At 70.8% G+C, this 22,877-nt stretch carries 23 protein-coding genes and 2 pseudogenes; 8 read left to right on the top strand and 17 right to left on the bottom strand.

The features are described 5' to 3' along the window. Window positions 1-395: 395 nt before the first annotated feature. On the top strand, window positions 396-2,666 hold the full coding sequence (gene yicI, locus ACZ60B_RS39875; protein ID WP_469396220.1) for an alpha-xylosidase: 2,271 nt from the start codon (window positions 396-398) through the stop codon (window positions 2,664-2,666). A gap of 117 nt (window positions 2,667-2,783) precedes the next feature. Here yicI and ACZ60B_RS39870 read toward each other — a convergent pair whose 3' ends face one another. Further along, window positions 2,784-4,085 (bottom strand): HEAT repeat domain-containing protein, encoded by a 1,302-nt coding sequence (locus tag ACZ60B_RS39870; RefSeq protein WP_469396217.1) that lies wholly within the window; start codon window positions 4,083-4,085, stop codon window positions 2,784-2,786. Between the two features lie 104 nt (window positions 4,086-4,189). After that, window positions 4,190-4,666 carry a MarR family winged helix-turn-helix transcriptional regulator gene (locus ACZ60B_RS39865; protein WP_469396215.1) on the bottom strand — a complete coding sequence of 159 codons (477 nt, stop codon included), beginning with the start codon at window positions 4,664-4,666 and terminating at the stop codon, window positions 4,190-4,192. A 97-nt stretch (window positions 4,667-4,763) separates the two neighbouring features. Here ACZ60B_RS39865 and ACZ60B_RS39860 point away from each other — a divergent pair, with 97 nt between their 5' ends. After that, window positions 4,764-5,927, top strand: a complete 1,164-nt coding sequence (locus ACZ60B_RS39860; protein ID WP_469396213.1) for an epoxide hydrolase family protein — start codon at window positions 4,764-4,766, stop codon at window positions 5,925-5,927. Here ACZ60B_RS39860 and ACZ60B_RS39855 read toward each other — a convergent pair. Next, the gene (locus ACZ60B_RS39855; protein WP_469396210.1) at window positions 5,860-6,318 is read right to left on the bottom strand and encodes a hypothetical protein; all 459 of its coding nucleotides are present in this window, start codon (window positions 6,316-6,318) and stop codon (window positions 5,860-5,862) included. The genes ACZ60B_RS39860 and ACZ60B_RS39855 overlap by 68 nt on opposite strands. A gap of 129 nt (window positions 6,319-6,447) precedes the next feature. Beyond that, a pseudogene (locus ACZ60B_RS39850) lies at window positions 6,448-7,058 on the bottom strand (phosphotransferase). Between the two features lie 188 nt (window positions 7,059-7,246). On the opposite strand from ACZ60B_RS39850, the gene ACZ60B_RS39845 reads away from it, so the two are divergent. The 4 genes from ACZ60B_RS39845 (at window position 7,247) to ACZ60B_RS39830 (ending at window position 10,690) form a co-directional block, all read left to right on the top strand. Beyond that, window positions 7,247-7,753, top strand: coding sequence for a SigE family RNA polymerase sigma factor (locus ACZ60B_RS39845; RefSeq protein WP_469396208.1), 507 nt, complete (start codon window positions 7,247-7,249; stop codon window positions 7,751-7,753). Between the two features lie 10 nt (window positions 7,754-7,763). Then, entirely contained in the window at window positions 7,764-8,162 is a 399-nt protein-coding gene (locus tag ACZ60B_RS39840; RefSeq protein WP_469396206.1) for a cellulase, read from the top strand. Between the two features lie 114 nt (window positions 8,163-8,276). After that, window positions 8,277-10,031, top strand: coding sequence for a dolichyl-phosphate-mannose--protein mannosyltransferase (locus tag ACZ60B_RS39835; RefSeq protein ID WP_469396222.1), 1,755 nt, complete (start codon window positions 8,277-8,279; stop codon window positions 10,029-10,031). 47 nt (window positions 10,032-10,078) lie between these two features. Further along, window positions 10,079-10,690 (top strand): hypothetical protein, encoded by a 612-nt coding sequence (locus ACZ60B_RS39830; RefSeq protein ID WP_469396204.1) that lies wholly within the window; start codon window positions 10,079-10,081, stop codon window positions 10,688-10,690. 28 nt (window positions 10,691-10,718) lie between these two features. Here the strand turns inward: ACZ60B_RS39830 and ACZ60B_RS39825 are convergent, their stop codons facing one another. The 10 genes and pseudogenes from ACZ60B_RS39825 to ACZ60B_RS39780 all read right to left on the bottom strand — a co-directional run bounded on the left by ACZ60B_RS39825 (window position 10,719) and on the right by ACZ60B_RS39780 (window position 16,319). Further along, window positions 10,719-11,927 carry a globin domain-containing protein gene (locus tag ACZ60B_RS39825; RefSeq protein WP_469396202.1) on the bottom strand — a complete coding sequence of 403 codons (1,209 nt, stop codon included), beginning with the start codon at window positions 11,925-11,927 and terminating at the stop codon, window positions 10,719-10,721. Between the two features lie 196 nt (window positions 11,928-12,123). Continuing rightward, a complete protein-coding gene (locus tag ACZ60B_RS39820) occupies window positions 12,124-12,297 on the bottom strand; it encodes a hypothetical protein (protein ID WP_454402868.1) in 174 nt (57 codons plus the stop codon). Window positions 12,298-12,374: 77 nt separating this feature from the next. Next, complete coding sequence (locus tag ACZ60B_RS39815; RefSeq protein ID WP_469396199.1) at window positions 12,375-12,788, bottom strand: gas vesicle protein K; 414 nt, start codon at window positions 12,786-12,788, stop codon at window positions 12,375-12,377. Beyond that, a complete protein-coding gene (locus ACZ60B_RS39810; protein WP_469396197.1) occupies window positions 12,785-13,018 on the bottom strand; it encodes a gas vesicle protein in 234 nt (77 codons plus the stop codon). The genes ACZ60B_RS39815 and ACZ60B_RS39810 overlap by 4 nt, the downstream gene beginning before the upstream one ends. Continuing rightward, a complete protein-coding gene (locus ACZ60B_RS39805; RefSeq protein ID WP_469396195.1) occupies window positions 13,015-13,833 on the bottom strand; it encodes a GvpL/GvpF family gas vesicle protein in 819 nt (272 codons plus the stop codon). The genes ACZ60B_RS39810 and ACZ60B_RS39805 overlap by 4 nt, the downstream gene beginning before the upstream one ends. 265 nt (window positions 13,834-14,098) lie before the next feature. Beyond that, window positions 14,099-14,422 (bottom strand): annotated as a pseudogene (locus tag ACZ60B_RS39800) (gas vesicle protein); the annotation flags it as partial. A gap of 44 nt (window positions 14,423-14,466) precedes the next feature. Further along, window positions 14,467-14,721, bottom strand: coding sequence for a gas vesicle protein GvpG (locus ACZ60B_RS39795; protein WP_450667956.1), 255 nt, complete (start codon window positions 14,719-14,721; stop codon window positions 14,467-14,469). Between the two features lie 12 nt (window positions 14,722-14,733). Further along, complete coding sequence (locus tag ACZ60B_RS39790) at window positions 14,734-15,447, bottom strand: GvpL/GvpF family gas vesicle protein (RefSeq protein ID WP_469396191.1); 714 nt, start codon at window positions 15,445-15,447, stop codon at window positions 14,734-14,736. Between the two features lie 2 nt (window positions 15,448-15,449). Next, on the bottom strand, window positions 15,450-15,926 hold the full coding sequence (locus tag ACZ60B_RS39785) for a gas vesicle structural protein GvpA (RefSeq protein ID WP_469396189.1): 477 nt from the start codon (window positions 15,924-15,926) through the stop codon (window positions 15,450-15,452). Window positions 15,927-15,956: 30 nt separating this feature from the next. After that, window positions 15,957-16,319, bottom strand: coding sequence for a gas vesicle protein GvpO (locus ACZ60B_RS39780; RefSeq protein ID WP_469396186.1), 363 nt, complete (start codon window positions 16,317-16,319; stop codon window positions 15,957-15,959). A 144-nt stretch (window positions 16,320-16,463) separates the two neighbouring features. Between ACZ60B_RS39780 and ACZ60B_RS39775 the strand changes: the two genes are divergently transcribed. Further along, a complete protein-coding gene (locus ACZ60B_RS39775; protein WP_469396183.1) occupies window positions 16,464-17,261 on the top strand; it encodes a histone protein in 798 nt (265 codons plus the stop codon). A gap of 3 nt (window positions 17,262-17,264) precedes the next feature. Next, on the top strand, window positions 17,265-18,362 hold the full coding sequence (locus ACZ60B_RS39770) for an SRPBCC family protein (protein ID WP_469396181.1): 1,098 nt from the start codon (window positions 17,265-17,267) through the stop codon (window positions 18,360-18,362). A gap of 63 nt (window positions 18,363-18,425) precedes the next feature. Here the strand turns inward: ACZ60B_RS39770 and ACZ60B_RS39765 are convergent, their stop codons facing one another. From ACZ60B_RS39765 to ACZ60B_RS39755, 3 genes are all read right to left on the bottom strand, one after another. Beyond that, entirely contained in the window at window positions 18,426-19,625 is a 1,200-nt protein-coding gene (locus tag ACZ60B_RS39765) for a glycoside hydrolase family 64 protein (protein WP_469396179.1), read from the bottom strand. Window positions 19,626-19,747: 122 nt separating this feature from the next. Beyond that, window positions 19,748-21,031 carry a family 16 glycosylhydrolase gene (locus ACZ60B_RS39760; RefSeq protein ID WP_469396177.1) on the bottom strand — a complete coding sequence of 428 codons (1,284 nt, stop codon included), beginning with the start codon at window positions 21,029-21,031 and terminating at the stop codon, window positions 19,748-19,750. Window positions 21,032-21,384: 353 nt separating this feature from the next. Further along, window positions 21,385-22,611, bottom strand: coding sequence for an MFS transporter (locus ACZ60B_RS39755; protein ID WP_469396175.1), 1,227 nt, complete (start codon window positions 22,609-22,611; stop codon window positions 21,385-21,387). Window positions 22,612-22,877: the final 266 nt, after the last annotated feature.

The following is a 22,877-nucleotide window of genomic DNA, read 5'->3' as shown; positions in this document are numbered from 1 at the left end:
CGGGTCCAGGGCCCGCCGGGTCGCGTCACCGAACGGGTCCCTCCCCTGCCAGCCGACGGTCCACAGGCCGAAGGTGAACCTGTCCTCGGGAGTGGCGTTGAAGCGCTTCGACATGTGGCGGCCCTTGCTGTCGCGCAGTCCGGCAACGCTGCCGGACGGGTTTGTTTGATGTGATGACTAATACGCCAAGAGCATGCTCTCGCGCTAGCCCCACGTGGCACGTCTCTCGCCATGGCTCGACGTGAAGACCGATCCCGTCTGCGTAATCAGGCCTGATCAGAGCCATTGAGTTGCCGGGACAGGCTCGTGGGCCGGATTTGTTTTGTGTACGATCAAATTCGTCGTGACGCTGCCCGTGCCCGAGTCCGACGGCCTCCGCTCCCCTGAGGAAGATCATGAAGTTCACCAATGGCTTCTGGCGTATTCGCGATGGCGTACAGATCGCCTACGCCACCGAAGTACGTGACGTGCGAACCGAAGCGAAGCGCTTCACCACCCATGCGGCCGTGCAACGGGTGACACGCAGGGGCGACACGCTCAACGCGCCCCTCATCTCGGCCGAGTGCTTCTCCCCCGCCGAGGGCGTCATCGGCGTCCGGCTCACCCACCACTCCGGCAAACGCCGCAACGGTCCCGAATTCACCGTCGCCGGCGTCGAGGGCGGCGCGGGCGAGGTACGCACCGCCGACGGCGTCACCGAGCTGATCAGCGGTCCCCTCACCCTGCGCCTGGACCGCGCCGCCCCCTTCACGCTGAGCTTCCGCGACGCCGACGGCCGCGAACTGACCCAGGCGGGCACCAAGGGCGCCGCCTTCGCCACCACCGACCAGGGCGAGCACCACATGGTGGGCAAGCTCTCGCTCGGCGTCGGCGAGCAGGTCTACGGCCTCGGCGAACGCTTCACCCCGTTCGTCAAGAACGGCCAGGTGATCGACATGTGGCAGGCGGACGGCGGCACCAGCAGCGAGCAGGCCTACAAGAACATCCCGTTCTACCTCTCCTCACGCGGCTACGGCGTGTTCGTCAACCATCCCGGCAAGGTCTCCTTCGAGGTCGGCTCGGAGTCCGTCGGCCAGGTCCAGTTCAGCGTCGAGGACCAGACCCTGGAGTACTACGTCGTCGCGGGTCCCACCCCGAAGGACGTCCTCGCCCGCTACACCGGCCTCACCGGCCGCCCGGCCCTGCCGCCGGCCTGGTCCTTCGGCCTGTGGCTGACCACCTCCTTCACCACCTCCTACGACGAGGCGACGGTGATGTCGTTCGTCGACGGCATGTCCGAGCGCGGCATCCCGCTGTCGGTGTTCCACTTCGACTGCTTCTGGATGCGCGAGTACCAGTGGTGCGACTTCGAGTGGGACCCGGACGTCTTCCCCGACCCCGCGGGCATGCTGGCCCGGCTCAAGGCCAAGGGCCTGCGGATCAGCGCCTGGATCAACCCCTACATCGCCCAGAAGTCCCCGCTGTTCGACGAGGCCGCCGAGCTGGGCCACCTGGTGCGCCGCGCCGACGGCGACGTATGGCAGTGGGACCTGTGGCAGGCGGGCATGGGCCTGGTCGACTTCACCAGCCCCGAGGCCTGCGCCTGGTTCCAGTCGAAGCTCAAGCCGCTGCTGGACCAGGGCGTCGACTGCTTCAAGACCGACTTCGGCGAGCGCATCCCCACCGACGTCGTCTGGCACGACGGCTCGGACCCCGAGCGGATGCACAACTACTACACGGAGCTCTACAACAGGACCGTCTTCGAGCTGCTGGAGAAGGAGCGCGGACAGGGCGAGGCCGTGCTGTTCGCCCGTTCCGCGACCGCGGGCGGCCAGCAGTACCCGGTGCACTGGGGCGGCGACTGCTGGTCCTCCTTCGAGGCGATGGCCGAGTCGCTGCGCGGCGGGCTGTCGCTGTCGCTGAGCGGCTTCGGCTTCTGGAGCCACGACATCGGCGGCTTCGAGGGCACCCCCGACGCCTCGGTGTTCAAGCGCTGGCTGGCCTTCGGTCTGCTCTCCTCGCACAGCCGGCTGCACGGCTCCTCCTCCTACCGGGTGCCGTGGGAGTTCGGCGACGAGGCCGTCGACGTCGCCCGCCGCTTCACGCTGCTCAAGCACCGGCTGATGCCGTACCTGTACGGCGTCGGGGTCGAGGCCCACCGCACCGGCGTGCCCTCGATGCGTCCGATGCTGCTGGAGTTCCCCGGCGACCCGGCCTGCCGCCCGCTGGACCGCCAGTACCTGCTCGGCGCCGACCTGCTGGTCGCCCCCGTCTTCGCCGAGGACGGGGAGGTCGAGGTCTACCTGCCCGAGGGCACCTGGACGCACCTGCTCACCGGCGAGACCGTGACCGGCCCGGTCTGGCGCACCGAGCGCCACGGCTACGACAGCCTTCCGCTGTACGTCCGTGAGGGCGCCGTCCTGCCGCTGTCCGCCGACGACCAGCGCCCCGACGGCGACTGGCTGGAGGGCCTCACCCTCCTCGTCCACCCGACCGCCGAGCCCGGCTACGCGCGCACCGTGACCGTCCCGGACCTCGACGGCACCACCGCCGCGACCTTCCGCGTCCGGCGGGACGGCGACACGCTGAGCGTCACCGCGGAGGGCGACGGCCGACCGTTCACCGTGCAGGTCGCGGGCGGCGCGAGCGTCACCGGGACCGGCGAGGTGACCGTGCCCCTGGCCTGACCCGGCACGGCACCCCGCACCCGGCCGGGGAGGAGCGGGATCCGCGCACGCGCCCGCCCCTCCCCGGCCCCGGCGTCCGGGGCCATGGCGGGACGACCCGCGTCGGCAACGCCGCGACTAGATTCGACAGGCGCCGGTCGGTACGCCGCGGGCGACGCCGTACGGAGTCAGCGCGACGACACCGGTGCCCCGCGACGGGGTGTCGGCACCGATGTCCAGCGGACTGACCCCGAGGGAGCGGGCGATGTCCGGCGCCAGGTCATGGGCGGCCGCCCGCCACTCGTCCTCGTCGTCCCGGCTCTCCCGTGCGGCGTCCCAGTCGGGGCTCAGACCCAGCTCTGCACGGCGGGTCCGCTCCAACGGCAGGGGCTCACCGAGCGTCAGCAGCTCGTCCTCCCCCTCACCGGTCTCGCAGTAGCGCCGAAGCACCGTTCCCCGCTCGGCGACGAGCCAGGCGGAGCCGTCGCCCCGTCCTCCGTAGTAGTACGCCTGAGCCCGTCCGTAGCGGGCGCTGAGCCGGGTGCACAGGTCCAGCACGTCCGCGCTGCGCTCCTCGCCGCACGGATCGCACCAGGCACCGAGGACGAAGGTCCAGCCGTCGAGCTCCGGGGTGACGAAGACCCGCTCGTTGCCGTCGTGCTCCGAGGTGTCGCACCCATGGCCGTCGGCGTCGACGATGTCGTTGCCGAGCGCGAACGTCACGGGTCTGGGCTCGGTCAGGCCCAGGGCCCGCAGTATCCCGGCCTGGTCCCCGCTCGGCACGGCGATCCAGTGGTTCCAGCAGGCCCACAGCGGCTCGGGCCGGTCGTCCGGGAGCTTGACGCGGACCAGCCGCTCGATCGCGGCCCGGTCGGCGTCGGAGAGCGCCGGTTCGCCGCCCAGTTCGGCCAGCACCGTCAGCGCCCGCGCCCGCTGCCGTCCCGGACCCTGCTCCCGGATACGCCGGAGCAGCGGGACGATCCGCTCGCCCTGGAGCACCAGGACGTTCGCCGCCTGTCGGCCGACCTCCTCGTCCGGGTCGCCGAGCAACGGCAGCAGGGCGGTCGCGGCGGGCCGGGCACCCTCGCCGCAGCGCTGGATCCCGCGGACGGCGGCACCGCGTACCAGCGGCAGGGGATGCGAGAGCGCCCCCGTGTACCAGGCCAGGGCGGCCACGCCGAGGTCCCCGAACACGAGACCGACCCGTCTACGGGCCTGCTCGGTGGGCGCGGAGACCAGCCCTTGGAGCAGGCCGTCGAAGCCGGTCCGCCCGAGGCGCCCGAGTACGGCGGACAGCTGCCACCAGTCCACAGGGGACTCCGTGTCCGTCACCTCCCGGACCAGCCGCGCCACCCCGTCGGCGCCGAGCCCGACCAACGCGTCCGCCGCCGCCCCACGCCGTTCGGGCACGGCGAGGTCCCGTACCAGGTCGATGTCCACGCACAGCCCCTTCCGCCGGACCCGGTCCGGACTCCCCGGCCTTCATCATGGCGCACGCCTCTGACACCGGCCGGAGCGCTCGTACCGGTCGCGGAAGCAGCGGGTCACTTCGCGTCGTGGGAGCCGGGGTGACCGGGCCGGTGATGCTCGGTCAGGACGGTGAGCAGGCGGGTGAGTTCGCTCTGCTGGCCGGGGTCGAGGGGGGCGAGGAGTTCGCGCTGGGCGTCGGTGACGAGGGCGTCGAGGTGCTCCCGGCGGCGTCGGCCCTCGGCGGTGAGGGTGATGACGTTGCGGCGGCGGTCCGCCGGGTCCGGCGCGCGTCGGACGTACGCGGCGTCCCCGAGTTCGTTGAGGACGGCGACCATGTCACTGCGGTAGATGCCGGTACGGCGACTGAGTTCGGCCTGGCTCGCGGCGCCGTCCTCGGCGAGCGCGGTGAGCACGGCGAAGTGCCACTTGCGGGCGTCCGCGGCGGCCAGCCGCTCGTTGACGAGCCGGTCCGCGACGGCCGCGACCCCGGCGAGCAGGCGGCTGGGGATGGCGCGCAGCCGGGCCGGGGCGGGTTCTGGGGTCGCGCTCACGGGGGTCCTCCACCTCTTGCGTTAGTGTCACTAACATTCTACATTCGTTAGTGTCACGAACGTTAGGGCTCCAAACGAATCCTCTGGAGTGACTGCCATGATCAAGCCGTTCCGCATCGACATCCCCCAGGCCGACCTCGACGACCTGGCCGACCGCCTCTCCCGGACCCGCTGGCCCAACGAGGTCGCCGACGCCGGCTGGGACTACGGTTTCCCGCTGACGCGGCTGAAGGAGCTCGCCGAGTACTGGCGCACCGGCTACGACTGGCGTGCGCACGAGGCCGAGCTCAACAAGCTTGCGCACTTCACCACCGAGATCGACGGCCAGGACATCCACTTCGTCCATGTCCGGTGCGCGAAGCCCGACGCGCTCGCGCTGGTCCTCACGCACGGCTGGCCCGGTTCGTTCCTGGAGTTCCTCGACGTGATCGAGCCGCTGGCGCGCGACTTCCACCTGGTGATCCCGTCCATCCCGGGCTACGGCTTCTCGGGGCCCACCCACGAGCGCGGCTGGGACGTCGTCCACGTCGCACGGGCCTGGGCCGAGCTGATGCGCCGTCTCGGGTACGAGCGATACGGCGCGCAGGGCGGCGACTTCGGCTCGGGCATCTCCACGGCGCTCGGCGCGGTGGCACCCGACCACGTCGTCGGGGTCCACGTCAACTACCTGCCGACCCGCCCGGACCCGGATGCCGGCATCGAACTGTCCGCGACGGACGAGGCCCGGCTCGACAGGATCAGGCACCTGATGGCGAACCGCCCGCCGTACCAGGCCCTCCAGGCCACCACCCCGCAGACCCTCGGCTACGCGCTGACCGACTCGCCGGTCGGCCAACTGGCCTGGATCGCCGAGCGCTTCGCCCAGTGGACCGACCCGCGCGCGCCGATCGGCGACGACCGCATGCTCACCGACGTCTCGCTGTACTGGCTGACCGCCACCGCCGCCTCCTCGGCCCGACTGCACCGTGACACGCCACGGGGCACCGCGCCCTGCCCGGTGCCGGTCGGCGTGGCGGTGTTCGCGCACGACATCACGCTGCCGGTGCGGCCGCTGGCCGAGCGACTGTACGACATCAGGCACTGGTCGGAGTTCGAGCGCGGCGGCCACTTCGCCGCGATGGAGGTGCCGGAACTGCTCGCCGAGGATGTCCGGGAGTTCTTCCTCACCCGCCTCGACGACGACCGGTCGGCCGTCACCGGTGCGCGAAGCGCCCGTCGCCACCTCGTCCGAGACGCGGCGGACGGCCAGGACCCGACCTGATCGTCGAGGTCCTGGCCCGCCGCGCGTCGCACCCGTGGTGACGGGCCGGGGCCCTCGCGTGCGGCGCCCACCGGAGCGCCACCGCGTCCCCGACCGACACGGCCCTCGCGGTTGTCGTCGTGCCGGGGAAGTACCAGCGCCGACTGCCCGCCGCTGTCACGGTCACCTTGGTGCCGAGCTGCCCGGAGCCGGACGTCTTCACAATCCTGACCGTGCTGTAGCGGGCCGTGCCGGCCTTCCGGTACTGGAGCTTCACGTCCTGCCCGGCGAGTCCCTGGTATTTCAGGGTCTCCCGGTTCGCCCGCGTCAGCTCGCCGGTGATCGTGAGCTTCGCGCCCTCGGCGACCGGCTCGGGAGCCGCGTCCGTCGTCAGCGCCGCGGCTCGCTTCACCCTCTCCCCTGGTGGACGGATGCGTCATGCCGGTCGCCGAACCGACCGGTGACCGGTGCCTCGACGGCCCCGCACGGAAGAGCCAACAGGCATGAGAAGAAAGGTAGTTGAATGCAACACGTCAGGCGGTCACCCCCGAGTCGGTGCCAGCACGCGGTCGAGCGCTGCCCGGCCCGCGGGGCCCCAGGCCTTCTTGCCACCGGGAAGGCCCCTGTCCCCGGCCTGGCCCATGAGGAGGAGGAAGAGGGCCTTGGCGGCGGCCAGGGCCCGCGCGCGCCGGATCATCGCCCCGTCCGCGGTCGCGTAGGCGTCGAAGAACCGTGCTGCCGCGCCCGCGGGAAGGAGTACCCACGCGGCCGCGAGATCGACCGCGGGATCACCCGCGCACATGTCGCCGAAGTCGATCACGCCCGAGAGGGTGCCGTTCGACACCACGACGTTCGCGGGATGCAGGTCGCCGTGCAGCCATACCGGCGGGCCGTGCCGACCGGGGGCCGCATCGGGGTCGGGACCGGCAGCGGAAGGCGCGGTGCCAGGGCGGGCAGCCACCGGTGCTCCTTGCGCAGCAGGGACGGCGCACGCTCCGTGCGCGGCATCCGCACGGCCAACTCGTCTCCGAGACGCCACAGTCGGTTGTCCCAGCCGCCGTCCACCGCATGCAGGTCCAACCCCGCGAGGTCGGGATGCTGCTCTCTCACCAAGGAGCGCACCAACCCGTTGTCGATCTCGAAGCCGTCCATGGCCCCACTCAACCATCCTGGTGGAACGGGACGCCGCGTCGCGTCGTGAACCCCACCGGAGCGGTATGTGTGTTCCACGCCACATGACGCAAGTGCATAGCGGAGCGGGGGCCGGTGTCTTTCTTCAGGGTGCGAGGGTGTGCGGCGGCGGATGTGGCCGACGGGCGGGAGACAAGGGGGTGACGCTGATGGGGCGGTCGCGGTCCGAGGAGTTCGACCGGTTCGTGACGGCTCGGTGGTCGGCGTTGCTCCACCTGGCCCGGCTGCTCACCGGCGGGGACCGGCACCGGGCGGAGGATCTGCTCCAGGAGGCGCTGGTCAAGCTGTGGTTCGCCTGGCCGAGGGTGGCCGAGCAGGCACCCGAGGCGTATGTGCGCAGGGTCCTGGCGCGTGCGGCGGCCCGCTCGGCCCGGCGTCGCTGGTGGGGTGAGCACCCCGTGGAGCGGCTGCCCGAGCCGCCCGAGCCGGCGGACGAGGTCGCCGCCGTGGACGAACGGACCCGGCTGGAGGCCATGTTGGCGTCGCTTCCGGCGCGGCAGCGGGCCGCGGTGGTGCTGCGCTACTACCAGGACCTGCCCGAGCGGCACGTCGCGGAGATCCTGGGATGCCCGGTGGGTACCGCCCGTTCGCTGACGGCACGCGGCGTCGCCCGGTTGCGGGGGCTGCTGTCCGCGTCGGTCGAGCCGGTCGAGTGAAGAAGGAGCCATGGATCACTTCGAACAGGAGCTGGCACGCCTGATGCGTGACAGCCGGGAGGACACGCCCTACGAGGACCGGCACCGGCATCGCCTGCACGACGCGGTCCGCGCCCGACGGCGGGCCCGCGCCGCCTGGCTGGCCACCGGATCCGCGCTGGCCCTGGCAGGGCTCGGCGTCGGGCTGGTGTTCCTGACGAGCGCCTTCGCCCAGGGCGGGCCCACCGGTCCTCGACCCCGTCCCGTGACGTCCGCCGAGTCGGTCCCGCTGCCGTCGACGGCCCGGTCCGCCTCCGCCGCCCAGGGGGTGCCCGTGCCCTACCACCCCTCGCGGTCCGGGCGGCCGGTGCCGTACCCGAGCACCACGGAGGTGGTTCCCCTGCCAGGTGCGAGCGGCCCCGACCGGTGAGATCCGATGCCACCCGGCCTGACCGATGAGGGCCGCCGGCACCCGGTCCTGACCGGTGAGGGCCGCTGGCACCCGGCCCTCACCGTCGTCCGCCGACCCCCGCTCCCCCGGCCCATGCCCGTCACCAGCCAGAAAGCCCCCCGCGTGATCCCTGAGAACGCGCCCGCGCGCGTCGCCGAGCCGCACGAGACACCGCCCGGCCGGCCGGTCCCCTGGGCGCGGCGCCTGCACCGCTTCGGGTACGTCGAGCGGCCGTACGCGTCCGTGCGGGACCGCCTGGTCGTACCGTTCCCCGAACCCGGAACGCGGCCGTGGCTCCTGCTCGGGCTGTCCCCGGCGGCGGCGGGCCGGGCGGCCCGCCGGTCGGGCTGGGGCGGGCCGCTGCTGGTGACGCTGCTCGCCGGGCTGCTGCGCTTCTGGCGGCTGGGCAGCCCGCGGGCGATCGTGTTCGACGAGACGTACTACGCCAAGGACGCCTGGTCGCTGCTGCGGCTCGGCTACGAGGGCAGCTGGCCGGACCGCACGATCGCCGACCCGCAGATCCTGGCCCGTCCCCAGGTCATCCCCCTCTCCGACACCGGGGCCTTCGTCGCGCACCCGCCGACGGGCAAGTGGGTGATCGCCCTCGGCGAGTGGCTGTTCGGCCTGGACCCGTTCGCCTGGCGCTTCATGACCGCGGTCCTCGGCACGCTGTCGGTGCTGATCCTGTGCCGGACAGGACGCCGTCTGTTCCGTTCGACGCCGCTGGGCTGCCTGGCCGGAGCGCTGATGGCGGTGGACGGTCTGCACTTCGTGATGAGCCGCACCGCGCTGCTCGACCTCGTCGTCATGTTCTTCGTGCTGGCGGCGTTCGGATGCCTGCTGGTCGACCGGGACCGCGCGCGGTCCCGGCTGGCGGCACGACTGCCGGCCGACGAGGACGGCCGGGTACGCCCGGACGGACCCACCGGTGACCGTGCCGGGACGGGAGCGCGTCCCTGGCGGATCGCGGCCGGCGTCTGCCTGGGACTGGCGGCCTCGACCAAGTGGAACGGCCTGTACTTCCTCGCCTGTTTCGTGGTCCTCGCCCTGCTGTGGGACGTCGGCGCCCGCCGGGTGGCCGGCGCGCGCCGGCCGTGGCGCGCGGTGCTGCGCAGGGATCTCGGCTGGGCGGTGCTGTCCCTCGTCCCGGTCGCTGCCGTGACGTATCTGGCGACCTGGACCGGCTGGTTCCGGTCCGACGACGGCTACGGGCGCCACTGGGCGGACGGCCGTGGCGGCACCTGGTCGTGGATCCCGGCCCCGCTGCGCAGCCTGTGGCACTACGAGTACGACGTCTACCGGTTCAACGTGGGGCTGCACACTCCCCACAGGTACGAGTCGAATCCCTGGAGCTGGCTGGTCCTGGGCCGCCCGGTGCTGTTCCACTACGCCTCACCGCGCCCCGGGACGGGCGGCTGCCGGACCACGGCCGGCTGTGCGCAGACGATCCTCGCCCTGGGCACACCCCTGCTGTGGTGGTCGGCCTGCTGCGCCCTCGTGTACCTGCTCCACCGATGGGCGCTGCGCCGCGACTGGCGCTGCGGCGCCGTGCTGTGCGCGGTGGGCGCCGGCTACCTCCCCTGGTTCCTGTACCAGGACCGGACGATCTTCTCCTTCTACGCGGTCGTCCTCGTGCCGTACCTGTGCCTGGCCGTCACGACGATGCTGGCCGCGCTGGCGGGGCCGCCGGGAGCGACCCGCAGGCGCCGCACCCGAGGCGTGGTGGCCGCGGGCGTCCTCGTGCTGCTCATCGCCTGGAACTTCGTCTACTTCTGGCCCCTGTACACCGCGCGAACCATCCCGATCGACGCCTGGCGGGCGAGGATGTGGCTGGACACCTGGGTCTAGGACCCTCGACCGGCGAAAGACGACAAGTGCCCCGCAGGGATGCAGCCGTGACGGACCCCGAAGACCTAGAGCGGCAGGCGGACGTCACCCGCCGGATGCTCGACCACCTCGACGCGCCGCTCGCCGCGTACTGCCGGCTGCGTGGCGTCCTGCCCGCGCCCGGCGCCGTCCGCGTCGCCGTCCGCGCCGGGGACGACGCGCACAGCATGGACCTGCTGTACGAGATCCCCCACGGCACGGTGGCCCCGTACCGCGTCCCCGGTCTCCTCCGTACCGTCCTGAGCGGTCTCCAGCTCTACAGCAGCAGTGACGTCGGCGAGGTCATGGGGATGACCCTCATCCGCCTGCGCCCGCAGGAGATCGTCCCGGACCCGGAGCCCGAACCGGGCAGGGCGCTCACCGTCGTACGCGCCCTGTCGGGCCCCGGCGACGAGGACCCCTTTCTGATCGGCTTCTTGATGCACGGCGAGGGCCTGCTGCGTCTGTACGTGCAGCGCCCCGGCCGTCCCGGCGTCCTCGGCGTCGACATCCGTCTGACCGAGACCCCCGTCACCGCGCTGATCTCCTCGCTGCCCGGCCTCGTCGAGCAGGAGCAGTACCCGCGGCCCGCGCCGGACGACCCGCACTGCGACCTGCTGGTCGACCTGACCGACCGGTAGCGGCGCCCGGCGCGGGGCACGCGACGCGTCAGTCGAGGTCCGCCTGCCACAGGTCGGGGCCGAACACCTCGTACTGGATGTCCTGGGGCGGGACACCGCGTTCGAGCAGCCGGCTGCGCAGCGGCTGCATGAAGGCGAGCGGGCCGCACATGTAGTACACCGCGTCGTCGGGAAGTTCGACCTGGCCGATGTCCATCAGCCCCGGGAACACCCCGGTCACCGGCTCGTTGGTCACCGCTCCGTTGTCGTACCACACGTACAGTTGCGCGTTGGGCAGCTCCAGGATGTCGCTGACCACCTGGCGGCGCAGCGCGAAGGACGCCTCGTCGGCGTCGGCGTGGAGCATGGTGATCGGCAGCCGGGACTCGGCCTGGACGAGGTGCGAGAGCATCCCGGCCATCGGGCTGATCCCGATGCCCGCGGTGGCGAACACCACCGGGCGTCCCGAGTCGTCGAGCACGACGTCGCCGTAGGGCAGCGACACCGTGAGGACGTCGCCCACCTCGACCGAGTCGTGCAGGAAATTGGACATCTCGCCGTCGGGTTCGCCGCCGCCGTGGACCCGCTTGACCGAGAACTGGCGGTGCTCACCGTCGTCGGCGCGGGTCAGGCTGTACTGGCGCGGCTGGCGCACCCCGTCGGGCATGGTCATCAGCACGGTGACGTACTGGCCCGGGAGCGAGGTCGTCACCAGCCGGTCGTCCACCCGCTTGAGCACGAAGGTGACGACGTCGGCCGTCTCCTTGATCTTCTTCTCGACCTCCCACTTCCGCCACACCGTCTCCGGTGTGACGCCCCGCGCGCTGTAGAGGCCGCGCTCCTGGTTGATCAGGGCGTTGGCCATCAGCCAGTAGACCTCGTCCCAGGCCGCGGCGACCTCCGGGGTGACGGCGTCGCCGAGGACGTCGACGATGGCCCACATCAGGTTGTCGTGGACGATCCGGTACTGGTCGGGGCGGATCCCGAGGGACGCGTGCTTGTGCGCGATCCGGTTCAGCAGGTGGTCCGGCGACTGCTCGGGGGTCTTCACCAGTCCGCCGGCGAAGGCCGCCACCGAACCGGCCAGCGCCTGCTGCTGCGCGCCGTGCGCCTGGTTGCCCCGGTTGAACACACCGTCGAGGAGTTCCGGGTGCTCGGCGAACATGTGCTTGTAGAAGCGCTGGGTGATGTCCCCGATGTGCTGGGCGACGACCGGAAGGGTAGCGGTGACGACGGGCCTGGCGGTGTTCGAGAGCATGTCGGGTCTCTCCAGCGGAGGTGAGGCACAGCGCGGATCGTCTCGTCGGGCATCAACGGCGGGCGACCCGCCGGTGATTGCGCCGAAAGTACGCAACCGCGGCGGGTGCGGCGATGACACGGCGCGCCGTGCCCGCCGTCCACCCTAGGAGGGGACCGCCGGTGCCGCACTTCGATGGCGCCGGACGCGGGCCGGGTCAGTGTTTGAAGGAGTCCTTGGTCCGCTCCTTCGCGCCCCGCATCGCACCCCGGGTCTGGAGGGCGGCGCCCTTGGCCGCGACGGTGTCGTTGTGTACCGCGTGAGCCACCTTTCGAATGGCCTTTCCCACGACCTGCTCGGCCTTCGCCTTGGCCTTCTCTCCGGCGCTCATGTCAGTACCTCCGTCGAGACCTCCGTCGAGTTCCAGTCGCCGCGTGCCCGTGCGCGGGCGGTCGAAACCCTCATGGGTCAGCCGGACGGGTCGGGCGGGAGCAGTGTGCCCAGCGGGCCGAGGTCGAGGTTGAGATCCGCCATGGTCAGTCCGTAGCGCGCGCAGAGTTCTGTCATGCGGTCGTGCAGGATCATCAAGGTGACGCCCAGTCGCTCTTCCTCCTCCTCGGTGAGGTCTCCCTGGTCGACGCGGTGCAGCGCCTGCCGCTCCATGAGCTGGCGCAGCAGTTCGACCAGGGTGAGGACGAGCCTGACGAGGTCGCGTTCCACGGTGTCGGGATCGGCGGTGATACGGCGGGCGGGGCGCGGCGGGTCATCGCCTCCGGTGGGCGTGATGTCGTCCGGTACGGCGGGCAGCAGCCGGAACGCCCGCGTGGCCGCCTCGGCGATCTCGCCCAGGCGGTCGGCGGGACGGTCGTCCGTGCCGCTCACGACGCGTCCTCGGGCCCTGCGACCCTCGGCCACGGTGACGGGTTCTGCGCGCTCACCGAGACGATCAACGCCCGCAGGGAGATGCGCACGAGGTCGATGTCCGCGATCGACAGCACGATGTCGCCGGTCAGGACGGCCCCGCCGCTGAGCAGACGGTCGAGCAGGTCGATGAGGGCCACCTGCCGCTGTGCCAGTGGCTCGATGTCGGACGGCCCGTCGGCTCCGTTCATGGCGCCCGGTCCGGGGCCCGGGGCTCTGCGCCGGGCAGCGTGGCGAAGGAGTACGGGGCCCAGGGCCCGGTGACGTCGACGCGGATGCCGGGCAGTTCCTCGGCGGCGCGCAGGATCTCCGTGCGGAAGGCCTCCGCGCTCTCCCGGGCCACGAGATAGGCGTCGTTGACGACGTTCTCCCCGGGACCGGAGGCGAGTTCGCCCTGCTGCACGCGGTGGCGGGCGTGACCGGCGGCCACCGTTTCGGCTATCTCCTCGACGCGTTCGGCGGCCCGGCGCGCGGCGCGGTGGGCCTCGTCGCGCGAGTGCCGCTGGGCCCGGCGGGCCCGCAGATAGGACCGTCCGACGCCGAGGCCGTCGTCCGCGGCGGGATCGACGGGGCCGACCGTCTCCGCCTGCGGTTCGACGTAGATCTTGACACCCCACTCGATGTGCCCGGCCAGCCGCTCCAGTGCCCGCGTGAACATCTCCGCGTCGTCCCGCAGGGCGCCGCGCACCCGGGCCTCGTCGAGGTACACGGTGGCCAGTCGCAGCGGCAGCACGGTGGTGTGCGCGGACAGGATCTCGATCACGGTGTGGTGGGCGCGGGCCACCGTCTCCAGCCAGTCCAGGTCCTCCAGACGGCGACGCAGGGCGCTCTCCTGGAAGTCCTGCGCGGGCACCGTGCTCACGGCGGCCGCGAGATCGCTCCCGGGCCCCTGCGGCACGAGGTGGACCGGCCTGCCGGCCACGCCGACGACACCGGCCAGGGCGGCGTCGAGCCCCTCGGCGTCGTGGCGCACCACGGCGTAGGCGTAGGCGACGGCGTCATTCATCCCGCGCCTCCTTGCCGCGTCGGCTCGTGTCCTTGCCGCGGTGGCTCGCGTCCTTGCCGCGTCGGCTCGTGGACGATCGCGGGGCGCGGCGCCGCCGCGCGGCCGGTTCCTCCTGCTCCTCCGGTTCCTCCGGTTCCTCCAGCTCCTCTGGTTCCTCCAGCTCCTCTGGTTCCTCCAGCTCCTCTGGTTCCTCCAGCTCCTCTGGTTCCTCCTGTTCGTTCGGTTCCTCCAGTTCCTCCAGTTCCTCCGGTTCGTCCTCGCCGGACGACAGCTCCCGCTCCTCCTTCAGTGCCTCGATCTCGGCGCGCAGACGCTTGTTCTCCAAGGACAGCGAACTCTCGCCGTGGGCCCGGGAGGACAGCGACGGGTCGTGCTCCCACCAGTCGATCCCCATCTCCTTGGCCTTGTCGACGGAGGCGACGATCAGGCGGAGCTTGACGGTGAGGAGTTCGATGTCGAGCAGGTTGATGCGGATGTCCCCGGCGATGACGATCCCTTTGTCGAGGACGCGTTCGAGGATGTCGGCCAGGTTCGTGGACGACCCTCCCTGGGAGTACGGGGACGCGGCCCGGGAAGGGTACGAACTCAGCCGGTCGACAGGGCGATCGGTCACGCGGCCTCCTCGATTCCCGATCAGTGCGCGGTGTCACCCCGCCGGTAGGCGGCGATCTCTTCCAGCCGGTCGAGCAGTTCGTCCTCGCGCGCGTCGAAGGTCGCCTGGTCGATCCGTCCTGCGAGCAGTTCCTTCTCCAGCGCGGCGAGTTCGCGTTCCACCGGTTCGGGGTCGTAGTACTCCTGCTCGGCGGCCTCCACCACCCGGTCCACGACCCAGCCCACGCCCCGCACGGGCGCCAGCGGGAGCGTGAGGATCTGACCGATCAGGCCCATGAGCAGTACCTCTCAGACGAAGCTGTACGGGGGCAGAGGTCCGCGCAGCCGGAGCTCGCACTCCTCGCCCAGTTGGTTGGCGACGCTGATCTCGGTGGCCAGGAACATCTCCTCCTGGGACGTCTCGACGAGGAAGGAGGCGTTCACGAAGTCCTGGCCTCCGGCGGGAGTCACGCTCTCCTCCCTCGCATAGGGGCGCAGCGCCTCGACGATGCCCGCGCCGAGCGCCTGCTGCCGGGTCTCGACCTCCTGCGCGACGATTTCACCGAGCGCGATCGACATGTCCTGGGTGCCCGTGCCGGCGCGGATCTGCTCATTGAGTTCGCGGGCTTCCTGCGACTCCAGGAGGATCCGCCGCAACAGCGCGTCCTCCTCCCAGGAGGCCCTGAGGTGGTACTCGGCGCAGCCCTCCAGCCTCTCCAGTCGTTCCCCGTATTCCCCGGCCCGGTCCTCGAGCGCCCTGCGCACGGATTCGTCGTCCCCGGTCGTCAGGCCGAAGCGCAGCGGCAGCACCGCCCCGTCGGCCATGAGGCTCTCCTGGACCCCCTGGTGGGCGAGGACGTCCCGGCGTCTGGGACGCAGGTCCTCGGGCGCGTCGCTGACGACCGCGCTCAGCACACCGGCCGTCACCGTGCGCAGCGCTCCGGGAGGATCGCCGACGCCACGGACGTCGTCCAGCCGTATCGGATGGTCCTTCGAGACGATGGAGTAGACGTAGACGGCCATGGTCACTCCTTGTCCCGCCGGGAAGCCCGTTTGGACGACCGCCGTGCCGCCCTGGGCTCCTCCTCGTACTCGACTTCCGCTTCCTCGCCCTCCCCGTCCGCCTCGTACTCGTCCTCCTCGTCCTGGCGACCGCTGGGCAAGGCGTCCTTGACCGCATCGACCACACCGCCCAGCGCACCCTTGGACTTGCCTCTGGCCCCGCCCTCGGTGACCTCGCCGACGAGGTCGGTGAGCTTGGAGGGCTGCTTGCTGCCGGACTCGAGGTCCAAGCGGTTGCATGCCTCGGCGAAGCGGAGGTAGGTGTCCACGCTGGCGACGACGATGCGGGCGTCGATCTTGAGGATCTCGATGCCCACGAGAGAGACCCGGACGAAGACGTCGATGACGAGGCCGCGGTCGAGGATCAGATCCAGGACGTCGTACAACGTCCCTGAACTTCCTCTGCCAACGTTGCTTCCGCCCTGCGGCACCATGGTCATGGCGTCTCCCTTCACCGCCCCTGGAATGTCTCAGCCGCGCCGGTCGATCTGCCCTCGCGTGTAGCGGCGGGTCCGCTCGTACGCCAGCAGGTCGCCCTCCTCGTCCAGCGACACGTGGTAGGTCCCCATGACGCTGGTGGTCTCGGGGATACGCTCCAGTTCGAGTACCTCGACATCGGCTTCCCACCCGTCGCCGGTGCGCTTGACGGCCGACACCGACTCGGGGGCCCGTCCGAGGAGTTCCGCGAGCTGTCCGGCCGCCGACCGCATGGCCCAGGCCGCCGAGCGCTTGGCGGACCGCCCGGTCCGGCGGCGGTCCGAGTGCGCTGCGGCACCTTCCGAGCGGGAGGGACGCTTCCTGCTCCCGCTGCCGTCCTTCTCTGACGCGACCATGTAGTTCGTCCCGTGACTGGAGCGGCATCACCCTGACGTCCAAACGTACCCTTTAAGCATATACGCCCGTAAAGGTTGGCCGCGATGAGCCCCTGACCGCGGCGCACCTGCGGGGAGGCAGCAGCCCTCCGAAGGGAACGACCGATGAACGATACGACCAAGATCGCCGTCGCTGCCGCAGTCGCCGGCGGCTATGTCCTCGGCCGCGCGAAGAAGGGACGGCTCGCCTTCGGGGTGGCCACCTACCTCGCCGGGCGCCGTTTCGGCCTGCAACCGCAGCAGTTGCTCACCGAGGGGCTGCGCAAGGTCCAGGAACTGCCGCAGTTCGCCGATCTCAACGAGCAGGTGCGCGGAGAGCTCAAGGACGCGGGCCGCAAGGCGTTCGCGGCCGCGGCCGACCGCAAGTTCGCGGACCTCGCGGACGCCCTGCACAAGCGCACCGTCCGCGTCGGTACGGAGGAGGAAGAGGAAGAGCCGGAGAAGGAGGGCGAGAACGAGGCGAAGGAGGACCAAGAGCCCGACGAGGAGGAGGAATACGAACCGGAAGACGACGAGGAACCTGAGGACGAGGAAGACGAGGAGGAGGACGAGGAGGAGGACGAGGAGGAGGACGAGGAGGAACCTGAGGAGGAGGACGAGGAGGAGGACGAGGAGGAGCCGGCAAGGCCCGCGCCCAGGCTTCGACACCGCACCGCCCGCAGGACCAAGCAGGCGCCGGCGAAGAAGACGGCGCAGAAGTCCGCGCCACCGGCGAAGAAGACCGCCAAGAAGTCCGCGGCACCGGCGAAGAAGTCCGCACCGGCCAAGAAGACCGCCAAGAAGACAACGCCACCGGCGAAGAAGACCGCCAAGAAGTCCGCGGCACCGGCCAGAAAGGCCGCACCCAGGAAGACTGCCCAGAAGAAGACGACGGCCAAGAAGGCCTCGGCACGGCGGAGGTAGGTCATGGCCAGGACGGAACAGGACTCCGGGCGCCACCAGGCTTCCGGCTTCGAGCAGTTGCGTGACGAAGTCGTCGATTTCATGGGCGCCCAGGTGGAGAACCTGGCGGACAAGGCGGGTGACAAACTCGGCGACCTCACCCAGCAGTTGACGCAGGTGTCCGAGAACGGCGGCATTCTTCCCAAGGTCGGTGCCCGCGTCCTCCAAGGCGATTCCCCGGTCAAGGCCCTGGTCGGCGAGAAGGCCAAGAGCATCAAGAGCAACCTGACCGACAAGGCCAAGAACCTGTTCGGCAGCAAGGGGAAAGGGAAGGGACGCAAGGGCGGCACCACCAAGGTCATGAACATCGTCGAACACCTCGACGTCGGCGTCCCGGTGCGCTTCGCCTACGACCACTGGACCCAGTACGAGAAGTTCAGCGACTTCACCAAGGGTGTGCGCAGCGCGTCCCGGAACGACGACACCACCAGCGACTGGAAGGTGAAGATCGGGCCCTCCACCCGTTCCTGGAAGGCCACGATCCAGGAGCAGATCCCGGACGAACGGATCGTGTGGACCTCCGAGGGCGCAAAGGGCACCACCCGGGGCTGTGTCAGCTTCCATGAAGTGACGCCCACGCTCACGCACATCGCTCTGGTCGTCGAGTACTACCCCTCCGGCCTGTTCGAGAAGACCGGCAACATCTGGCGCGCCCAGGGCCGCCGGCTGCGGCTGGACGCCAAGCACTTCCAGCGGTTCGTCAGCCTCACCAGCACGGAGCCCGACGGCTGGCGCGGGGAGATCCGCGACGGCGAGGTGGTGCGCACCCACGAGGAGGCGCTGGAGGAGGAAGAGGCCGAGAACGAAGAGGCCGAGAACGAGGAGGAGGGGGCCGAAGAGGAATCGCCCGACAACGGGGAGGACGAGTACGCGGACGACGAATACGAGGAGGACGAGGAGGAACCCGAGGACGAGGAGGAACCGGAGGACGAGGAGGAACCCGAGGACGAGGACGAGGAGTTGGAGGACGAGGAGGAACCGGACGAGGACGAGGAGTTGGAGGACGAGGAGGAACCGGAGGACGAGGAGGAGCCCGACGGCCGGGCGGACCGGGAAAGCTGACGGCTCGACGGCATCACTGCCGCCGAGCGCTGGAGGGCCGGCCCGGCCCGGACGAGCCGCTCGTCAGAACGCCGAGAGCGTGAGGGTGAAGCCGGTCGGGCTGGTGTCCTGGACGTAGGAGGCGAAGTCCGCGACGTCGTCGAAGGCGAAGCCGTACGCCTTGCCGTCCACGGTCGCCGCGTGGATCGCCTTCGCGTAGTGGTTGGTCAGACCGCCCTGGTAGAAGGCCGCCGGGTCGGTGGCGGGCTGGGCGATGTCGGCGAGCAGCGTGGAGCGGTTGAAGCCCGCGCCCAGGACCGCGGCGACGGGACCGGTGGTGCCGTCGTTGGGCGCGGCGAGGTTGCCGTCGCAGAAGAGGACGTCCCGGGTCGAGGGCTTGGCGAAGGACACGGAGGCCGGCCCGTCGAAGGTGAACCGGTCGGCGCGCACCCGGCCGGTGAACGTGCCGGCGTTGGTGGTGACCTTGAGGTCCTTGCCGGTGTACGTGCTCCACACCGTGTCGATGTACGGGGCGAAGTAGTCCTTCTTGAAGATGCCCGCGTCCAGGCCGTGACCGGGGGCGATGATGCGGGTGTCGTCCACGACCAGCGGCGCGAACTCCTCGATCTGCCTGACGGCGGCGAAGGCGGCGGCGCGGCCGCCGTCACGCAGGGTGCCCGTCGTCTGGTCCTTCTCCCCGGTGAGGCGGATGGTCATCGGGATGCTGAACATGTCGACCATGGTGGTGTTGCAGAACATGCCGGCCGCGTTGTGCGTGAACTCGGCGCAGTCGTGCAGCACCCCGTAGTTGGGGTCCGAGGTGACCCATCCGGCCGGGTACTGGAGCGCCGCGTTGCCGTTGCCGTCGGTCACGACCTTGAACTTGAGCTTCTGGCCGAGTGCGACGTAGATGCGGCCGGACATGAACGGCAGGGACAGCTTGGTCTCGCCGCTGCCCGCGAGCGGTATCGCGTAGTCGGTGAAGCCGTCGGCACCGTTGTCGGAGAGGGCGATCGGGGCGACCGTGCCGTCCGGGGTGAGCCGGACCTGCTTTCCGTCCAGGTTGCCGACGACGTAGAGGTGTACGGACGCGTTGTCGAACGAGCCGCTCTTGTTGACGATGGTCATCGGGAGCGAGCCGGTCGCCGCGGTGGTGCTGCCGGCGGACTGGTCGGCGAGCGCGTAGGGGGCGATGGCCGCGATCGCCGGGATGCCCACGGCCGCGCCGCCGAGGGCGAACATCATCTTGCGGCGGGTCAGGTTGCGCTGGTGACGGGGTGCCATGGGGGGAGCTCCTTACGTGGCGGCCCCGGCCGAGGCCGGGGCGCTCGGGGAAAGGGAGGGGGGAGGCGGGGTGCGGGCCGGTCGGCTCGGCCGACGGTCCGGCGGGGTCCTGACGGGTCGGCTCAGCCGACGGTCCACTTCTGGTTGGCGTTGCCGGAGCACGTCCAGATCTGGAGGCGGGTGCCGTCGGCGGATGAATTGCCCTTGGCGTCCAGGCACTTGTCCGCGCCGGTGTTGGTCAGGTCGCGGGCCGCGGTGTACGTCCACTGCTGGGCCTTGGTCCCGTTGCAGGTGTAGAGCTGGACGGCGGCGCCGTCGTCGTGCGAACCGGCCTTGACGTCGAGGCACTTGCCCAGCGCCCGTACGGTCCCGTCGCTGCCCAGCGTCCACTTCTGGGCGTCGGCGCCGTTGCAGTTGTGCAGCTGGATCGGGGTCTCGTCGGCACTGGAGGCGCCCGCGACGTCCACGCACATGTCGCCGATGCCCTTGATGGCGACGGTGCGGCTCGTGCCGCCGGAGCCGGAGCCCGAGCCGGAGGTGTCCGAGGCGGTGACGTGGACGTAGTCGACGGTCATGGTCTGCGGGAAGGCGGTGCCGGAGTCGGGGCTGCCGGGCCAGTCACCGCCGACCGCGAAGTTCAGGATGATGAAGAAGGGGTGGTCGTAGACCCACTTGTTGCCGTTCACGTCGGCCGGGGTGCGGGTCTCGTAGTTCTGCCCGTCCACCGACCAGGTGATCGCGGTGGGGCTCCAGTCGACGGCGAAGACGTGGAAGTCGTCCGCGAACGCCTTGCCGTTGGGCAGGGTGTACGCCGCGCCGATGCCACCGGCGCCGGAGTAGCCCGGACCGTGGATGGTGCCGTGCACCGAGCCGGGCTCCTTGCCGATGTTCTCCATGATGTCGATCTCGCCGCTGTTCGGCCAACCCGCGCTGCCGAGGTTGTCGCCCAGCATCCAGAAGGCCGGCCAGACGCCCTGACCGCGCGGGACCTTGATGCGGGCCTCGAAGTGGCCGTACGCCTGGGTGAACGTCTTCGCCGTGTTCAGCCGCGCCGACGTGTACTGGCAGGTTCCGTACCAGCACTGGAGTCCGGTGTCGCCGTTCTTGCGGGCGGTGATGACCAGGTTGCCGTTGCCGTCGAGCGCGGCGTTGGAGGTGCTGTTCGTGTAGTACTGCAACTCGTGGTTGCCGTTGCCGTTGCCGCCCGTCTCCAGGCTCCACTTCGAGGAGTTGGGCGCGCTGCCCGCCGCACCGTCGAAATCGTCGGACCAGGTCTGCACCGTGGCCGCGCCGGCGCTGTTCGCGGCGGGGCCTGACGTGTTGAAGAGGACGGCGGTGGTGAGGGCGGCGGCCGCGAGGCACGCCAGCCCTCCGAACGACCATCGACGGGCGCGGTGAGCGGCCATGGCGGGAACACACCTTGTCTGTGGGGAACTTCCGGATCGGACACCGGACGGTGCACACCGGACGCGCGGGCGGGCGAGCTGCTGAGAGCGCTCTCACATACGCGGCGCGCGCCGTCGGTGGACCAGACCATACGCACGATCGCCACTACCGCCAACCGGAACGCGAATCCCCAAAACCCTCTGACCTGCGGTTAGTTGAAAAGGCCTGCCCAGCCCAGGACAGCTTAAGACCCGTTTAACCTGCAATTAAGAAGGACCACTCCGCTTCAGCGGCCGCTCGAGGGTCCCCGATACGCCTCGGCCCCCGGCCTCCGGCAACTGCCGGGTACCGGGGGCCGGGGGCAGTGGACGGGTCAGTCCCGGCTCCGGGTCGCCGCGGCCTGCCCGGCGGCCGCCGGGGCGTCCGCGCCGGACGAGGTGATCACGACGGAGCCGGCGCCGCCGCGGTCGACGAGACCGCCGACGACGGCCAGGCCCAGGCCCGCCACCGCGAGCGCCGCGCCGACCAGGTTGGGCGAGCCCCAGCCCCAGCCCGCCGAGATGGCCAGGCCGCCCAGCCAGGCGCCGCCGGCGTTGGCCAGGTTGAAGGCGGAGTGGTTGGACGCGGCCGCCATCGTGGGAGCGTCCTTCGCCTTGGCCATGAGCAGCATCTGGACGGGCGTGGTGATCAGGGAGCCCATCGCGCCGATGAAGGTGATCGTCACCAGGGCGGGCACGGTGCTGTGGACCGTGAAGTAGAACGTCACCAGCGCCGCGGCGAGCAGCGCGAGCCCCGCGTAGAGGGTGGGGCGCAGGGCGCGGTCCGTGAGCGGGCCCGCGACCAGCGTGCCGAGGGTCATCCCGACGCCGTAGAGCGCGAGGACCAGGGTGGTCGAGGAGTCGGATACGCCCGTCAGGTTCGTCAGCATGGGCACCAGGTAGCTGTAGACGGCGAAGAACCCGCCGAAGCCCACGACCGCGGTGGCCAGGCCGATCACCACCTGCCTGTTGCCCATGGCGCGCAGCTCGTGCCGGATGCCGGACTGCGCACCGCGCGGCTGGTCGGGGACGAACAGCGCCAGCGCGACGAGCGCGATGACGCCGATGACGCCCACCGCGGCGTAGGCCGCCCGCCAGCCGAACTGCTGTCCGAGGGCCGTGCCGGCCGGGACACCGACGATGTTCGCGATGGTGAGTCCCAGGAACATCTTCGACACCGCGCGCGCGGCCCGTTCGGGAGCGACCAGCCGGGAGGCCACGACTGCGCCGACACCGAACAGCGCCCCGTGCGGCAGACCCGCGAGGAAACGCGCGGCGAACAGCAGACCGAAGCCCGGAGCGAGCGCGGACGCGACGTTGCCGACCACGAACAGGCCGGACAGGAGCAGGAGCAAGCGCTTGTGGGGAACCCGCGCGCAGATGCCCGTCAGTACGGGGGCGCCGACGACCACGCCGAGGGCGTAGGCGGACACGAGGTTGCCCGCATGGGGCACGGACACGCCGATGCCGTCGGCGATCTGGGGCAGCAGCCCCATCGTGGCGAATTCGGTCGTTCCGATGCCGAACGCGACGACAGCCAGGGCCAGCAAGGCAAGTGGCATGGCGCAGAGAAACCCTTCGAAGACAGCGATCCAGGAACAACGAGGGAGCAGGAAAAGGCCTGGACCGACTCCAGCTCCCGTGACCCGTCGCGCTGAGCGTCGTCGCACAGCACACCCTCGGAACAGGCCTAGGGCCTGTCGTCGGCATCAGATCGATCTTGATGCCGACGACAGGCCCAAGGGCCCCAACAAGCCAACACTGGGGGGAACCAGAAAGGCAGCGCGGCGTGGTGGGAAAGAGTGTGGCTGTGGTTGGGGTGATTTGG

The sequence above is a fragment of the Streptomyces sp. NPDC104096 genome (assembly GCF_055584385.1).
This window is presented reverse-complemented; position numbering and strand designations above follow the sequence as displayed.

Excerpts from the sequence above, each read along its gene's own strand:
- yicI (WP_469396220.1), top strand. The coding sequence starts at position 396 with ATGAAGTTCACCAATGGCTTCTGGCGTATTCGCGATGGCGTACAGATC.
- ACZ60B_RS39860 (WP_469396213.1), top strand. The coding sequence starts at position 4,764 with ATGATCAAGCCGTTCCGCATCGACATCCCCCAGGCCGACCTCGACGAC.
- ACZ60B_RS39845 (WP_469396208.1), top strand. The coding sequence starts at position 7,247 with ATGGGGCGGTCGCGGTCCGAGGAGTTCGACCGGTTCGTGACGGCTCGG.
- ACZ60B_RS39840 (WP_469396206.1), top strand. The coding sequence starts at position 7,764 with ATGGATCACTTCGAACAGGAGCTGGCACGCCTGATGCGTGACAGCCGG.
- ACZ60B_RS39835 (WP_469396222.1), top strand. The coding sequence starts at position 8,277 with ATGCCCGTCACCAGCCAGAAAGCCCCCCGCGTGATCCCTGAGAACGCG.
- ACZ60B_RS39825 (WP_469396202.1), bottom strand. The coding sequence starts at position 11,927 with ATGCTCTCGAACACCGCCAGGCCCGTCGTCACCGCTACCCTTCCGGTC.
- ACZ60B_RS39820 (WP_454402868.1), bottom strand. The coding sequence starts at position 12,297 with ATGAGCGCCGGAGAGAAGGCCAAGGCGAAGGCCGAGCAGGTCGTGGGA.
- ACZ60B_RS39810 (WP_469396197.1), bottom strand. The coding sequence starts at position 13,018 with ATGAACGGAGCCGACGGGCCGTCCGACATCGAGCCACTGGCACAGCGG.
- ACZ60B_RS39805 (WP_469396195.1), bottom strand. The coding sequence starts at position 13,833 with ATGAATGACGCCGTCGCCTACGCCTACGCCGTGGTGCGCCACGACGCC.
- ACZ60B_RS39795 (WP_450667956.1), bottom strand. The coding sequence starts at position 14,721 with ATGGGCCTGATCGGTCAGATCCTCACGCTCCCGCTGGCGCCCGTGCGG.
- ACZ60B_RS39790 (WP_469396191.1), bottom strand. The coding sequence starts at position 15,447 with ATGGCCGTCTACGTCTACTCCATCGTCTCGAAGGACCATCCGATACGG.
- ACZ60B_RS39785 (WP_469396189.1), bottom strand. The coding sequence starts at position 15,926 with ATGACCATGGTGCCGCAGGGCGGAAGCAACGTTGGCAGAGGAAGTTCA.
- ACZ60B_RS39780 (WP_469396186.1), bottom strand. The coding sequence starts at position 16,319 with ATGGTCGCGTCAGAGAAGGACGGCAGCGGGAGCAGGAAGCGTCCCTCC.
- ACZ60B_RS39775 (WP_469396183.1), top strand. The coding sequence starts at position 16,464 with ATGAACGATACGACCAAGATCGCCGTCGCTGCCGCAGTCGCCGGCGGC.
- ACZ60B_RS39770 (WP_469396181.1), top strand. The coding sequence starts at position 17,265 with ATGGCCAGGACGGAACAGGACTCCGGGCGCCACCAGGCTTCCGGCTTC.
- ACZ60B_RS39765 (WP_469396179.1), bottom strand. The coding sequence starts at position 19,625 with ATGGCACCCCGTCACCAGCGCAACCTGACCCGCCGCAAGATGATGTTC.
- ACZ60B_RS39760 (WP_469396177.1), bottom strand. The coding sequence starts at position 21,031 with ATGGCCGCTCACCGCGCCCGTCGATGGTCGTTCGGAGGGCTGGCGTGC.
- ACZ60B_RS39755 (WP_469396175.1), bottom strand. The coding sequence starts at position 22,611 with ATGCCACTTGCCTTGCTGGCCCTGGCTGTCGTCGCGTTCGGCATCGGA.